At 51.6% G+C, this 13,559-nt stretch carries 14 protein-coding genes; 6 read left to right on the top strand and 8 right to left on the bottom strand.

Going from position 1 to position 13,559, the window contains the following annotated elements; all coding sequences use genetic code 11:
• Window positions 1-74 precede the first annotated feature (74 nt).
• Window positions 75-983 (bottom strand): SDR family oxidoreductase, encoded by a 909-nt coding sequence (locus AC6I8K_RS22640; RefSeq protein WP_497827691.1) that lies wholly within the window; start codon window positions 981-983, stop codon window positions 75-77.
• Window positions 984-1,212: 229 nt separating this feature from the next.
• Entirely contained in the window at window positions 1,213-1,812 is a 600-nt protein-coding gene (locus tag AC6I8K_RS22635; RefSeq protein WP_497827690.1) for a DUF2913 family protein, read from the bottom strand.
• A gap of 317 nt (window positions 1,813-2,129) precedes the next feature.
• Here AC6I8K_RS22635 and AC6I8K_RS22630 point away from each other — a divergent pair, with 317 nt between their 5' ends.
• From AC6I8K_RS22630 to AC6I8K_RS22615, 4 genes are all read left to right on the top strand, one after another.
• Window positions 2,130-2,636, top strand: a complete 507-nt coding sequence (locus tag AC6I8K_RS22630) for a hypothetical protein (protein WP_497827689.1) — start codon at window positions 2,130-2,132, stop codon at window positions 2,634-2,636.
• Window positions 2,637-2,648: 12 nt separating this feature from the next.
• Window positions 2,649-3,098: a DUF421 domain-containing protein gene (locus tag AC6I8K_RS22625; protein WP_497827688.1), complete on the top strand. Its 450-nt coding sequence runs from the start codon at window positions 2,649-2,651 to the stop codon at window positions 3,096-3,098.
• 141 nt (window positions 3,099-3,239) lie between these two features.
• Entirely contained in the window at window positions 3,240-3,461 is a 222-nt protein-coding gene (locus tag AC6I8K_RS22620) for a hypothetical protein (protein WP_497827687.1), read from the top strand.
• Between the two features lie 461 nt (window positions 3,462-3,922).
• Window positions 3,923-4,105, top strand: coding sequence for a con-10 family general stress protein (locus AC6I8K_RS22615; RefSeq protein WP_483818537.1), 183 nt, complete (start codon window positions 3,923-3,925; stop codon window positions 4,103-4,105).
• Between the two features lie 445 nt (window positions 4,106-4,550).
• On the opposite strand, the gene AC6I8K_RS22610 is transcribed toward AC6I8K_RS22615, so the two are convergent.
• Entirely contained in the window at window positions 4,551-4,745 is a 195-nt protein-coding gene (locus AC6I8K_RS22610) for a hypothetical protein (RefSeq protein WP_497827686.1), read from the bottom strand.
• Between the two features lie 442 nt (window positions 4,746-5,187).
• On the opposite strand from AC6I8K_RS22610, the gene AC6I8K_RS22605 reads away from it, so the two are divergent.
• Window positions 5,188-6,057: a tyrosine-type recombinase/integrase gene (locus tag AC6I8K_RS22605; protein WP_497827685.1), complete on the top strand. Its 870-nt coding sequence runs from the start codon at window positions 5,188-5,190 to the stop codon at window positions 6,055-6,057.
• A 1,017-nt stretch (window positions 6,058-7,074) separates the two neighbouring features.
• Here AC6I8K_RS22605 and AC6I8K_RS22600 read toward each other — a convergent pair.
• The 3 genes from AC6I8K_RS22600 to AC6I8K_RS22590 form a co-directional block, all read right to left on the bottom strand.
• Window positions 7,075-7,797 (bottom strand): replication initiation protein, encoded by a 723-nt coding sequence (locus AC6I8K_RS22600; protein ID WP_285088965.1) that lies wholly within the window; start codon window positions 7,795-7,797, stop codon window positions 7,075-7,077.
• A gap of 718 nt (window positions 7,798-8,515) precedes the next feature.
• Entirely contained in the window at window positions 8,516-9,094 is a 579-nt protein-coding gene (locus AC6I8K_RS22595; protein ID WP_497827684.1) for a hypothetical protein, read from the bottom strand.
• Complete coding sequence (locus AC6I8K_RS22590) at window positions 9,091-9,786, bottom strand: hypothetical protein (protein WP_497827683.1); 696 nt, start codon at window positions 9,784-9,786, stop codon at window positions 9,091-9,093. Before AC6I8K_RS22590 ends, AC6I8K_RS22595 begins: the two co-directional genes overlap by 4 nt.
• 317 nt (window positions 9,787-10,103) lie before the next feature.
• On the opposite strand from AC6I8K_RS22590, the gene AC6I8K_RS22585 reads away from it, so the two are divergent.
• Window positions 10,104-10,667 carry a hypothetical protein gene (locus tag AC6I8K_RS22585; protein WP_497827682.1) on the top strand — a complete coding sequence of 188 codons (564 nt, stop codon included), beginning with the start codon at window positions 10,104-10,106 and terminating at the stop codon, window positions 10,665-10,667.
• Window positions 10,668-11,167: 500 nt separating this feature from the next.
• On the opposite strand, the gene AC6I8K_RS22580 is transcribed toward AC6I8K_RS22585, so the two are convergent.
• Both AC6I8K_RS22580 and AC6I8K_RS22575 read right to left on the bottom strand, forming a co-directional pair.
• Entirely contained in the window at window positions 11,168-12,154 is a 987-nt protein-coding gene (locus AC6I8K_RS22580) for a ParB family protein (protein ID WP_497827681.1), read from the bottom strand.
• Complete coding sequence (locus AC6I8K_RS22575; protein WP_497827680.1) at window positions 12,151-13,359, bottom strand: AAA family ATPase; 1,209 nt, start codon at window positions 13,357-13,359, stop codon at window positions 12,151-12,153. The genes AC6I8K_RS22580 and AC6I8K_RS22575 overlap by 4 nt, the downstream gene beginning before the upstream one ends.
• Window positions 13,360-13,559 lie beyond the last annotated feature (200 nt).

The raw sequence follows: 13,559 nt of genomic DNA, 5'->3' as shown, positions 1-13,559 counted from the left end.
TACACGCCGTTATCGATGGAATGCTCAGGCAGCCTAACTGAGCCGCCCGAGAACCGTGGGTAAAATTTAAACGATTACAGCGTTCCGGTCCCACCGTCGCTACACCAGACCTGACCGGAGGTATAACTGCTTTCGGGGGAGGCCAGCGTCACGTAAAGAGGGGCAATTTCGGCTGGCTGACCCGGGCGGCCGAGCGGGGAAGATGCGCCAAATTTTTCTATTTTTTCCTGTGGCTGTCCGCCACAGCACTGCAGGACAGTCCAGTATGGACCCGGCGCGATGGCGTTGACCCTTATCCCTTTCTGACCAAGCTGTTTAGCAAGTGATTTGGTAAAGGCGACGATAGCCGCCTTGGTCTGGGAATAATCCAGGAGAATATCGCTGGGCTTGAAGGCCTGAACGGAAGAGGTGTTAATTATTGATGCGCCACGGGGGAGATATTCGAGCGACGCTTTGGTGATCCAGAACATGGCGTAAACGTTCGTTTTGAACGTGGCGTCGAAATCCTCAGTACTGAGATCGGTTATCGACTCGCAAAACTGCTGACGCCCAGCGTTATTGACGAGTATGTCAAGTCCACCCAGTGCGCCGGCAGCCTGACTGACCAGCAACTGACAGAAAGACTCTTCGCGGATGTCACCGGGGATCGCGACAACTTTACCGTTCTCTGCCCGGATCAGTTCAACCACTTCCTGAGCATCTTCTTCTTCGGCAGGGAGATAGTTGATGACAATGTCAGCACCTTCACGTGAAAACGCGATGGCAACTGCGCGTCCGATCCCGGAGTCCCCGCCCGTGATGAGCGCCTTTCTGCCTGTAAGACGTCCGCTTCCCTTGTAGGATGCTTCTCCGTGATCGGGACGCGGATTCATTTTACCGGCCAGACCAGGAAAAGGCTGTTTCTGATGTTCGAAAGGAGGGACTGGATAATCGTCAGCGGGAGAATGTAGTTCTTTAGCGGGAATACCGTTTATCTTGCTCATTGAAATACCCCTGTGCTTTATATGCAGACAAGTAAAGCATAGGTATATATTCCGACTTATGACAAACGACCGGTATACATTAAGCCGCGGTCAAAAACGGCGCGCTATAATAAGCGCAGCCAGGAAAGAAAAAATAGGATGCGAACCGGAGAAATAATACTGAAATAATATTATTAATTGGCAACCCGCATATTCACGTTAAACGGAGCAGCTCCGGTGCTCAGCCTGACTATCTTTTTGTTAAAACATAGCTGCAATCATCCGTACTCTCACTGACAAGTTCGGCCTTAAGGAAGCAGTCCTCAGCGATCAGCTTAATCCCCTCCCAGGACTGGCTCAGGCGAAGCGAAAGGGGACGGGTCATGTTTTCACCGGCGTCAAAAGCATCGTTCAGCTCGCTTTTTCGCAGGTACACCGTGGGGAGTGCCGTATTGGTTTTTTCGACGTTAAGCCATTCCGCATCGCTGACCAGTTGATCCTCCCAGCCCATCTTTTTTAAAGCATCAAAGAAAAAGCTAAGCCGGCGCAGGTCGCTTTGCTGGCGCCTGGCTCCTGTAGCGGTGTGCCAGATATATTCAGCCTTAGCGCGGAGCCCTGCGCGCGCTCCCTTGCGTCTTCCTTCTGCAATAAACCAGTCAATTTCAGCAGCAAGTGATTTAGGAAATAAGTGACGTTTTCTGCACTTTACCAGCCAGCTCATAATGTGCAGATGCTGCTGCAGTTCTGAACATCGGTTATCCTGAAGATGCATATGCAGGGAAACCAGCAAAGCCCATGCGAAATTGACGAGCGCCGGTGCCGGGCCCTCCTGATGTGTCTGTCCGGTCAAACTTACGTGTCCTATTTAGCCATGATACACCTCCAGAATAATTAATAACTGCTTGTTTAAAAACAACACGCAGAGACACTAAGTATTTATTCGGATTGTTCCTAAGGATGATGAAGACATGGCGGGACTATCACGTTATGTAAACCGCTCTAAAATTTAAGAGGACATAAGACGTAAGTAAAACCCCGGTTCTTATGGCCATCACAGAGACAAGTAAATTATGCCCTTATTCATGCCTGGAAGACGCTATCAGGCAGCTAATCCGCCGGGTATTTGAGTGCCTACGCGTCTACCAGAAGTTCACTTATGGGATAGCCATGATAAATCAGAATAAAGAAGCCGACAGGCCGGAGCGCGTTCATGAAAAGCAAGGGTGGATAAATTTTGAAGACAGGCTGAAAGTATGGGGAACGGGTTTCCTCATCATTTTCGTTCTTTCTGGAATGGCTGGTGCGTTCTCAAAAGGCTTTTTAAGTGAGGGGCGCGCCGGAGATGCTACTACACAGGTTACCTATGAGCGCTTCGGCAGAGTGCTCAGCGGTATGGATATGAAAATAACGTATATGTCGTCCGGCACAGAAATGGCCCGCATCTCACTCGGAGGTGATTTTATGGAAAATTATGAAGTGCTGACGCTACACCCTCAGCCACTTCGGGCGTTTAGCGACGGAAGAAAACTGATCCTTGAATATCATCTGTTAATCCCCACTCGACAGCAGACCATCTGGCTGGGTTTACAGCCCCGTAAAGCAGGCGCAGGACGAACTCTCATCACTGTTGACGGAAATAAGCCCGTTTCTTTCTTTCAGCTTGTCTACCCGTGACAGGAGCCTGAAATGGAAACGGTACTTCGAGCGGCAGGGATTTACGTTGTTTTGTTAGTGGTATTCCGGATTGCAGGTCGGAGAGCGCTACTGCAGATGACATCATTTGACCTCATTCTTCTACTGATAATAAGTGAGGCAACCCAGCAGGCCTTACTGGGAGATGATTTTTCTGTAACAGGCGCCGCGCTGACAATCATCACGCTTACCGTCCTTGATATTATTTTTGGTTTTATCAAGAAAAGGACACGTTGGGCTGATTATATGCTCGATGGTTCTGCGGTAATTCTGGTCGAATATGGCAAGCCGAACGAAGACAAGATGAAGAAAGCCGGGATCACACTGGATGACATCATGGTGTCGGCGCGAACAAGCCAGGGGATTGATAAACTATCGAGAATCAAATTCGCTATCCTTGAAAAAAATGGTCATATATCAGTCATCAGCAGTGATACTAATTAATAGTCATCAGCGTAAAAGTATTGTGAGAGCAGCAACAGGGAGATTTCTTTCAAATACCTCTCCCGCTTGCGCTTGCCTTATAAGTCGATATTGCTAGTCTAACTAGAAAGATTTGGTACCGGTTTGATAACTAAAGGTGAAATGATGAATGATGAAAATTTCTGGATCAGAGAGCACTCTGCTGACAATCCGCCGGTGAAAGGCATCAAGAGTATTAACGGCTCGCCTCTTGATAATCGAAATAAGACAGTAGCGGAAGTTTGGGCCCTTTTCAGAAAACTGGAAGCTGAACCAGACCATCAGAAAAGAGTCAATATCCGTCTTAAAATCTGGAATATGGTTGAAAATGGAGCCGGTAATTGACCCAATTTAAATCAACGACTGGGGACTCTGTAAATCAATCTCTTCAATGTGTTATTGAACTTTTTATAGCGGTCGAGCTCTATAGTAAAAGGAGAAATCTCCGTTGTAACGAATTTCACCCGCCCTGCGCGGGTATTTTTTTCCTAGATGCAGTCTGAGACTTGATTTGAAAAACTACTGCCTTAGCGGTAGCAAAGCGGTATGCGAATAACATGCAGACTTAAATCAAGCCTGACGAGTAACTACTGTAACAAACGAGAGATCCAGAATAGTAATGACGCTTAAATATGCCTCGAAGCCTAATTCGGGATATCGAATCACGCTTATGTTGATGCATTTAACTTAGGAATAGTCCTAAAAAGTATTAAGCGAAGCGTCATTGCCTTGCTCTTTATTTTCCGGTTCACTGTCTGATAGCTATTATTTTTATGCACTCAATACAAACCCATTAGGAGAGTATTATGACGACTTACAGAGGTGGTGCAGGTAATTTCGCTTCAGACCGTGAACGAGCATCCGAAGCTGGCCGTAAAGGTGGAAAGCTAAGTGGGGGAAATTTCAGATTTGATCCAGAACGCGCCCGCGAAGCCGGACGAAAAGGTGGTCAGATTAGCCGGCGGGCAAAAAATGAGATTCAGGAATGAGATAGCACTGCCGTCATGCCTGTTAAACGGCGCGTATTACAAAAGGGCCGCATTTCGCGGCCCCTCAGGACGTCCTGTCGCCATGGCTGCCGCCGCAGCAGATCCATTCAATCTCATCCGCAGGCGGCTGACATGTGGTTTGCATCGATTCCGAGCTGCACAAAGAAGGCCCCGGAAGTACGACTCCAGCAATAAATGACGCCCCGTCCGTGGCGAAAAGCGCAACCAGCTGGGCGGAGATGACGGTGCCCATGATTACCCAATTATACCATGCCATGTTTGTCTCAAGCGCCCCAAGGAACTGGCGGATCCCGGTGAGCTTCCAGATAGCCGCCAAAAGATTGAACACCGCGGCCGCAGTGGCCTGTTTCCCCTGCGCGCTGCTAACCGCCTGCAGTAGCTCCTGCAGCCCGTTAAGCTGGGTTTCCGTGATTTCACCTGCGATTTATGCCGCCGCCTCCTCCAGCACTTTTCCCTGAACGCCGGCGTACTGAAGCCCGACCGAGATGACGTCACAGATAACGGTAATTTCCATCTGCGTGCATTCACTGACGCCGACGCCCTGCACCGCGACTGTACCGCCAGCGGCAGGTGAAGCGACCCATTCGACGTCATAACGCCCGTGAACCATGTCGTACATGTCACGGACTGCTTTATCCCGGTCAATTACCTCACCCGCGGGTGGCGGATTATCCTGAATTAACCGATCAAGCTAGGGCTGAACGTTTGTCCGTCCCGCCTGACGTGGCCTGATTTTGTCACGTTGTCCCCTGGAGCTCACTGTTTTACCTTTATCTCACACTGACCAGGTGCCCAGCGCAGAGTGCCTGGTACGCCCCCTGCCCCGCCCTTTCTGCGCTCTTTCCCTGTGCGTCAGCGGGTTACGCGCCGATCGGGGCCCGAGAGGCGCGCGGGCGCCCGGCTGTTTAATTCGCGCCGTCCAGGTAATTCTCCCTGTACGGGAAAAAAGCCGGAAAACCGATCCGGAACGGATCCGCAGCGGATCGATTTATTCCCGTGGTTTTCGCTGGACAGACAGGGGAAAATACGCTCCACACCGTCAGACAACGGAGACTGAAAGTTTGGGCACTTTACCCCGCGAACTGACGCAGATTTCACGCAGCGACGCCGCCGGTCACTTTTCAGGCGATACCGGCGCCGCGCGCTACTTTGACTACGAAAGCGCCGTGGCGCTGCGCAACCTCGCCGCCGCGTACGGCACCGACATGCCCCGCTACCTGCTGGCGCCCGAGGTGGCCGTGCTGCTGTCAAAGGTGACCGATCTCCGCAAGCGGCTGTTCATCGACGCGCTGTGGAACACCGGCGGGCGGCTCAACGAGATCCTGCCGCTGACCCGCGGCGACTTCGCGCTCGACGATCCGCTCACCGGCGCGCCGCTCACCTCGCCCTTCGTGGTGCTGCGCACGCTGAAGCAGCGCAGGCTGGAAGAGGCGGCGAAAAGCCGCAGCCGCCGGCGCGGCCGCCCGACGAAGGAGGAGCAGCAGGCGGAGCGCGACGCGGAGAAAGAAATTCAGGAGAACCCGCCGCGCGCGGTGCCGCTCACCGATCCGGGGTTCGTGCAGCGCCTGAGGGAGTGGTTTGCGACGGCGCAGCTGCCGGCCGCCAGCCGGCTGTGGGACATCAGCAGCGGGGACACCGCGCGCAGCTGGATAAGCAGGGCCCTGGCGGCGGCGGCGCGTGACGGCATCACCTTCTCCATCCGCCCGGTGACGCCGAAGACGTTCAGGGACTCGTTTGCGATGCACCTGGTGCAGCACCAGGTGCCGCAGAAGGTGATCCAGACGCTGATGGGCCATAAGGACGCGAAGTCTACGGAGTGGTACACGCGGGTGTTCGCGCTGGACGTGACCCGCCAGCTCGGCGTGCGGTTCTCCATGGATCCGGGCGAGGCCTCGCGGCTTCTTATGCCCGCGCCTCGCAATCCTGGCTGATCGCCGCCGGCGCGTCCCCCGTAAGGCCGTATAGGCTCTTCACGGCCTCTGTCCCGGAGAAAAGAAAAAGCGTTCCCTCAGGCTGAGTTACTTTGCGCAGAATGATCACTCCACGGGGCCGGCATACCTGTCTGCCCGTTTTTCTTGATTTTTAAAGGACGAGATGATGAACCATTCTGAACTCCGGACGGCTATCCTGGCACGCTGCCGGGACGTGCTTGCCACGCGATACGCGAATAAAATCTGTTCCGTAAGCTGGTTTCCGGACGCGTGGCCACCTGAGGACGTCATGGCGGTACTCGAGGCAATGCGGCGCAACGGCATCATCTCCTGCACCGGGGAGAGCAGCCAGGTCGTGGATGGCTTTCTGATTAACCTGCAGTGGGGCCGTTCACCTGCCATAAGGATACCGCGCGGGGGGACGCAGTGAATTCAGGCTAGCGGTTCTTGATCTGCAGCGCCGGAGAGAAGGTGCTGCCCGACCGGCCACGCGCTTAGCGCCACAATAACTCTGCCGCCCGCGCGGCACATCACGGCGCGGCCCACAGAAGACGCGGTGAAATCAGGCTGCCGGCAGGATGTTCTGGCGCCCCGTATGGGAAACAGGTCATGTTTGAGTGAGGGTGCTATGGGAAAGACATCATGTTGCCGGCGATCAGCCGTGACCTCAAACCCCGCCCGGTAAGCATGTGGGAAAGACATCACGTTTGTTCCGGGGCGTGCTGTGTGGGTAGCTGACTGTGGGAAATACATCAACTTTGCTGCGCCGCAGGCGCGAAAACGCGGATCCGCGCTTATACGGGGCTGCCGGTGTGGGAAACAGGTCAGGTTTACGCGGGCGTGCGCGGAAAATCCCGTCCGGAGTCAGCAACCTGTGGGAAAAATGTCATGTTTTCAGGGGGGGAGCGTCAGGCCAGTATGGGAAACGCATCAAGTTCAGGGCAGCGTTATTGTGGGAAACGCATCAACTTCAGAACCGTATGGGAAAAAGGTCAACTTTTGCGATGCCGCAGCCCGTCAGCTGATGGCCAGCGGCTTATCCATCACGCTGAAAAGCAGCCGGCCGTCGTCCTGAGTGCGGTAGCTGACCCGTAACGGCGTCTTCTCGTTGATTTTTTTGATAGCCGGCTCGAGGAAGGTTCGCTTCATCTCCGCTTTATTCGACCGCTGCGAGTCCGGGAGCATAAACCGCTCACAGAGCCACTCATGATCCGTTACCCACGTGCCGGTGCTGCGGAACTGACACAGGCTCTCATAAAGGCGGATGACCTTCACGCTGTTAAGCTGGCCACAGTCATAGAGGGAATACGTGGTGAACTGAGAGGACAGGCCCACCAGGAAAGGCATCACCTTGTAGTTAAACTCGATCTGCCATGAGCCCCTGCCGCGCTTCATGCCCGCCTCCGAAAGCCACGGACGCGTAACCTGCTCAAACTCCCCGTCCCTTGGATAAAACGTCACGGTGGACTCACCCAGCGCCTTCACGCCGGCCTTCACATCCCGGCTGGCCACCGCGGTAGCCACGTTAAAATACTTTACGTAGTCGGAGACGCTTACGCTGAAGAGGGGCAACACATCAGACTCAAGGTCTTCGGAGGCCTCGCTGAAATAGGCCTGCATCAGGCACAGCCACAGTACGCGCTTTGCCTGAAGAGGAAGGTAATAGGCTGCTTCCGTAAGCTCATTGGATTGCTTGATGCTTACCTTTTTTTTAAAACTTTTCAGCGAGATAGTGCTCATCCAAAGCCTTTGTGGGTAAAAAAATAATTACCCATATTCGCATCAGGAGAGAAAATTGCAACACCTGATCCCGCACTTATCAACATGTGCATAAACAGATTTGAAACTTGATGTCTTTCCCACAGCTTGTTGATGCATTTCCCATCTGAAGATGCTTCCGTTCCCACGGAAAGTTGTGCAGTCCCCCATGCGGAGTTGTGCAGGATCCCATTGCGGATCCGGTCCAGGCCCCGCACACCAAGGGCTGGCCGCACGCTAAAAAGCCTAAAAAACATAAAATACTAAAAAGTCATTTAAAATTTAGTTCTGTGGACAGTGTGCATAACCCCTTCCTGCGGGTAAGAACCGGGCGTAAGCAGAAAATGCAGATGCGGGTGACGTTTCGCTTCCTCGGTCATTCGCGAGCGGGCTCGGTCATGACCTGCGGCGAGCGTTAATGGAAATGCAGTAAATCCCCGGACCGCAGAAGTGTATCTGATCAGTCATTCACCGACCTCCCCCGGTTATCGCTGTTCCGGAAAAGGACAGAACCGGCTCTCCGGCACCTGGCGGCGGCTTTTTACGCAGGCCACTACACGCAGTAGCCTTATCAGAATCAGCCTGCAGGATATGGGCTAAAGGCCACTTTCGGCCCCGCTAATCTGAACCTCCTGCCGGGCATTTCGCCGCGGACCGATACGGGAAAGCTGCCAGACTGTCGCGGAAGAGCCTCCCGGTGCTACTTCCCGTGCCACGGGACACGCCAGATGCCATCATCAAGCTTCATTACACCGGCCTTTTCATCCGTTCTGAAGCACCGGGTGGCTTTACCGTCAACGGTGCAGTCGTGCCAGTACAGCGGAAAGCGTTCAGCCGCCTCCTTCGCCTGTGCCAGCACCGTCCGTCGCGCGTGGATATCATCCAGCGAGGGAACAAACCTCAGGATAAGCACGGTGGCTACCGTACACAGCACCACCTGCGCGCCGAGAAACCAAAGCCAGTTTCGCCAGCCAAGTGACCGGCAGGCACGCTCATAACGCTCTGCCGCCCTGTCTGCTGCGCGATCGGCTTCGCGGAAGTGCTCCGCAAGAAGGCGTGCCGAGTCCAGCGCTGTGGATTCGGCCATGGACGTGACAGCACTGATGACATCATCCCTGACGTCCCGCATCTGTCTTTCATGCGTTTTGGTGACCTGAAGCAGCGCTGACGTTGCTCTCTCTGCCGTTGTTCCCTGCAGCTTTGCGGCCTGAAGCAGCCGGTCTGCGGCATCAAAAAACAGGCGTATATCGTGTTCGCTGATGGCGTTGGTGTTTTTCACAGGCTCAGGTCCACCCCTCTGTCGTGATCAAATGTCTTCTCTCTGTTCAGTTCTTTCTGATGCTTCATATCCTGCCTGTACTCCAGCCATTTTTCATGCGTCATCGACAGCTCCATGATGTTCTTCAGCTCTGCGTACCGCAGGTTACCCTGACCGTCGCACACGACGATAAGCGCGCCCGCGCTGCTCTCTTCATCCACCCCCTGACACCATCTGATAAGTTTCAGGTAATCGCTGACGGCCTCCGGATCTTCAGCCTGAGCCGAAAAAATGCTGCGCGCTGTCTGCGCAATAAAGCGCTCAAGGTTGAGGGGTTCAGCCGGACGGACCGGCAGGGAAAGTGCGCTGAGATAGCTTGAAAAGTAGGTTTTCACGCCCGCCGGCACGTCAGGTGTGGTCTCAACGTACCAGTGAATCCGGTGAGACAGTGGCATCATTGCTTTACTAATCGTTAGTGAGAGCTTTCGGAAGCGGGCCTCTTCTTTACCGGACCGGTTAGCCGCGGATTTGAACTCAATCAGCCGCAGCGTGCCGGGAAAGGACAGCAGTACATCGCCCAGCGCCTTGTCTTCCGGCGTCTGCTGAAGCAGGTTCACGGAGGCTGGCAGCACATTGCTACCCAACTGCGCTCCCACTGAGACGCCCAGTCCGTAAAGGAAATTACCGATAACCACGTTCTCGTATAGCTTCACTTCCTGTTTTATCTCTTCTTATTTTTACACTGAGCCAGAGGCGTTTATATCCTCTGGCTGGGACGTGCAGATTTCTGATCGTTATTCATCAGAGACACTGGAGGGTTATCGGCTTCTGTTCAGAAAAGATGATTGTTTCCTGAGGGAGTTTGACATTACAGTCAGCGCTGGCGCAAACGAGGAACTCAGAAGGAGGTGAAGCTTTCCGCTCTGTTACCAGCTTTTGTACATACAGTTTTTTCCCTTAGACAGCGTTAAACATTGTTAAGGATAAGCCGATACCTGTTCATATTTCTGATATGTGGAGCAGTGGATCTATGCCTTCTTTTCGTCTTTTCATCCCCTTCCTTGCACTTATACCTGCTGTGTTTATCTCTGGGTGCTCTGTCCTGCTGCCACGTGACTATACGAACTATACAGGTCAGGATGCGGCGACGGTATTTGTACAGGACCCGAAAGGTTTTGTCGGTACTTTCTACCTTTCCGTGTATGAGAAGAAGGGAACCTGCTTCGACAGAGCCGAGCGCTACGAACTGGGGTCGAATGTCCTTCCTTCTGAAGGACGACTGATGACCGCCAAAGTCAGACCCGGCCAGCTTATGGCCCTGCAACAGCTCTACTCCACAGGCAAGGTGGCAGTGGTGGAAGGGAAAATAAAATACAATAAAGACGGATTTATAGCGTCACGCTGGGTTGCATTCATTCCTGAACCGGGTAAACGCTATTTCCTCGATCCCGCGCTTGGAGCAAGGGAAATTCCTTCCAGCTATTCGGTAACAGCTTATACCCAGGCCTCCAGAGTATTTTCAGATTTTACAACTCCTATTAAGCTGAACTGGGATCCCAAAAACCTGTGTCAGCATCTGATTGGCGGAAGCTGAGGATCTTATGCTTGTGCATGTGGCTATTAGGGCCTCGATGCACAGCTAATGGCTATGCAATACGACGTGAATAACTACCGGAGCGGGATGTTCTTCTCCTAAAACTGCCTAATGGGGCAATTTTTGTTATGAATGAGTGGCATAAGGGACTGGGTAATATTGGCATTCACGGTCACAGCAGACGCGAGGACGGGCTCCGTTTTGATTCCGACCACAAGCTTAACGGTGGAACTGGAGCGGACTTATTTGTAAGGCATGACTGTGTGGATCTTTTTCATACTTCGACCCAGCAGAAACTTAATAAAGCGACGGCAAAGGCGTTAAAAAAACTGGCGAGTAAACATTGACCCTCCACGAATATGTGGGGATTTCAGCTTGAAATTTTATAGCTTAACCTCTAAATAACAGTTAGTTAGGTTTGATTTTTGATGGGTAAATAAGAGTTGTGAGCTTAGTTAAGCAATGGGACAGAGGCTCTGTCCCATTTGATATTTTCGAAATCAATTTTCTTTCGTGTCCGCAAGCATACGCTCTATAACTGCTTTAACTGCTTCATCTAATTCCGCCTGGTAAACTGACGGAAGACGAGCAAACTCGTATGTAACAAGTCGCTTTTCCGAGTCAGTCTTCTTACGCGCAATCTGCTTTTTATCAGCAAAATCCGCGATCTTAACTGTCACAATTTTAGACGCTACCTTACTTTTCTTTAACCCGGCGACTTCATTGTGGAAATATCCAATAATTTTAGATTTATAAGCTGTCTCATCAGCCTTCAAACTTGTATCTTCGTCCATCTTTTCAAGGACACTGATTACAAGGTCGCTAATGGAAATGTTTTTAGCGTTAGCTTTCTCCGCTACATCTAGTAGCGCTTGATAATCGCTTATTGAAAGCTCATTTACCGAGGGGAACACACCGATCATTTCATCGGGCACCGATGCTGCCTGGAAAGCGCGTGTGATTTTGGCTGGAGATATGCCCTCTGCCTTAGCAATCTCAGACTGCGTAATGCCTTCCGGATACATCAGCTTTAGGCGTTTGCCTAGTTCACGCAGTGTATGCTCCTTCGCAGTCTGGATGTCAATTGCGAGCTGACGCGCATCAGCAAGTGATAAATCGTCTTTGGTCACCAAAACGTCAAAAGCGGCGCCATTAAAGATACAGGCTGCACGGCGGCGCGAGCCATCCAGTACTTCGATACGTCCTTCCACTTCTCTGCCGATAGCTGGGAAGAACTGCTGAAGCTTAATAGTACGAGCAATATCGCTGACCGATTCTTTCGTGATGAATAACTGATCGCGCCCGTTTACGCCGGCATCCACGAAAGTTTGTTGTTCTATTTCATCGTGAAGTACGTGCGTGAGCGTAAAACTTGCTTCTGCACCTGATTTCAGTACAAAAGTTCGGTTGCCGTCTGTTTCACTCAACTTTTTAGAAAAGCTGGATTCACTTAGTGAACGCCCTAGCCCCTTCAGTTCTTTCTTCATTTTATTCCCCTCACGAATTCAATCCTTTTAAATACTGCCTGAGTAAACCGTTCCGCCTCGCGCTTTGCATTTTTCAATGCTTCCGCACTTCCTGGATATGACTGAGGGTCGGCACTGACTATCGTGTCAAAGGTTTCACCGCAGCGTTCAAACCCATCAAGACGTGGCAGCGTCGCGTCCAGAATGTATGATGTGAAGACGTCACGCGCTAAACCATGCGTCATCTCATGATCACGCTTAGAGGTCATTTTTGACATAAATCCAATATTGCCTTTAATTCTTGGATTAATGCCTTCATCTTCAAGCTTCTCAAGCATTTCTGGTAAACGCGTCAGGTACTTCAGCGTAGAGTGAAAATCAACCTGGGCTGGAGGCGTTGGTGTCAAAAGCAGATCGCTCGCGGCTATAGCATTGAGCATGAAGGCATCAAGATGTGGTCCGGTATCAATAAAAATGAAATCGTAATTTTTCCCTACACGATCAATGATGTTGCGGCGCAGAACTTCCGAAGGCTTCATACCGGGCAGATGTTCGCTTACAAGTTCCTTCCATTGACTTGCCACGAAGCCATCATCGATGGATGCCGGGATAATATCTACACCAGGGATAATGGTTGGAAGAATTATATCTTCCATTATCTGTTCCGCTTCCAAATCATTCAACATGGCCTGAGCTGCTGTTTCCATGATTGAACCAATGCTGCTTGAATGATTAAGAAACATCGTGCTGGACGCTTGCGGATCAAGATCGACAACCAAAATGCGGAGGTCATACTGCAGGAGGTCAGGGTGGACGCGCATCCCATGCGCGAGGGTTACAGTGCTAACTGTCTTGGACACGCCGCCTTTGAGATTGACAACGAAAATAGTGAACGGACCATCTTCTCCGTGAACCTCGCGATATTTAGGCACTTTACGATGTTCATAGATATCCACGACATCCTGAACCGTTAGAGCGTAGTGCTTGGCATTGCCAGCATCTTTTTTTCCGAAGACATGCCCTTCTTCTTCCATTTCTCCAATCGCCTGCTCTACTGCGCGGCGACTCAGTTTTGGCATGTTTGCCACAGTATTACGCGTAAAAGTCTGATAATACTTATCCAAACCAAATTCGTTACGCTTTCCTATTACGTCATCGCTCATACTGCGCAACATCGCGGTCGCCCTGCGGGCTGTTTCATCCACGCCACCGTAAGTACTTTTCATCACTCAACTCCTTTGGCAATTAATGAAGTGAGTGTACAGCTAAAACTTGTTTGTGCAACATTATTTGAAATTCATGAAAATGTTGTACTGGCATCTTTTTCTATGTCGATGTCAACTATTTTGTATGAGGCGAGGGCAAAGAATTACCCTCCCAACTCCTTTCACATTTCACTTTACTTACTGTAGTAAAAAAGGACTGT

The organism is Pantoea sp. X-Soil-ISGK-421, from assembly GCF_059730785.1.
Note: the sequence above shows the minus strand (reverse complement) of the source record. Positions and strands in the feature narration are given on the sequence as shown.

What these genes read in the sequence shown, in the direction of transcription:
- AC6I8K_RS22640 (WP_497827691.1), bottom strand. Translation starts at nt 983, where the DNA reads ATGAGCAAGATAAACGGTATTCCCGCTAAAGAACTACATTCTCCCGCT.
- AC6I8K_RS22630 (WP_497827689.1), top strand. Translation starts at nt 2,130, where the DNA reads ATGATAAATCAGAATAAAGAAGCCGACAGGCCGGAGCGCGTTCATGAA.
- AC6I8K_RS22625 (WP_497827688.1), top strand. Translation starts at nt 2,649, where the DNA reads ATGGAAACGGTACTTCGAGCGGCAGGGATTTACGTTGTTTTGTTAGTG.
- AC6I8K_RS22620 (WP_497827687.1), top strand. Translation starts at nt 3,240, where the DNA reads ATGATGAATGATGAAAATTTCTGGATCAGAGAGCACTCTGCTGACAAT.
- AC6I8K_RS22615 (WP_483818537.1), top strand. Translation starts at nt 3,923, where the DNA reads ATGACGACTTACAGAGGTGGTGCAGGTAATTTCGCTTCAGACCGTGAA.
- AC6I8K_RS22610 (WP_497827686.1), bottom strand. Translation starts at nt 4,745, where the DNA reads ATGTACGACATGGTTCACGGGCGTTATGACGTCGAATGGGTCGCTTCA.
- AC6I8K_RS22600 (WP_285088965.1), bottom strand. Translation starts at nt 7,797, where the DNA reads ATGAGCACTATCTCGCTGAAAAGTTTTAAAAAAAAGGTAAGCATCAAG.
- AC6I8K_RS22585 (WP_497827682.1), top strand. Translation starts at nt 10,104, where the DNA reads ATGCCTTCTTTTCGTCTTTTCATCCCCTTCCTTGCACTTATACCTGCT.
- AC6I8K_RS22580 (WP_497827681.1), bottom strand. Translation starts at nt 12,154, where the DNA reads ATGAAGAAAGAACTGAAGGGGCTAGGGCGTTCACTAAGTGAATCCAGC.
- AC6I8K_RS22575 (WP_497827680.1), bottom strand. Translation starts at nt 13,359, where the DNA reads ATGAAAAGTACTTACGGTGGCGTGGATGAAACAGCCCGCAGGGCGACC.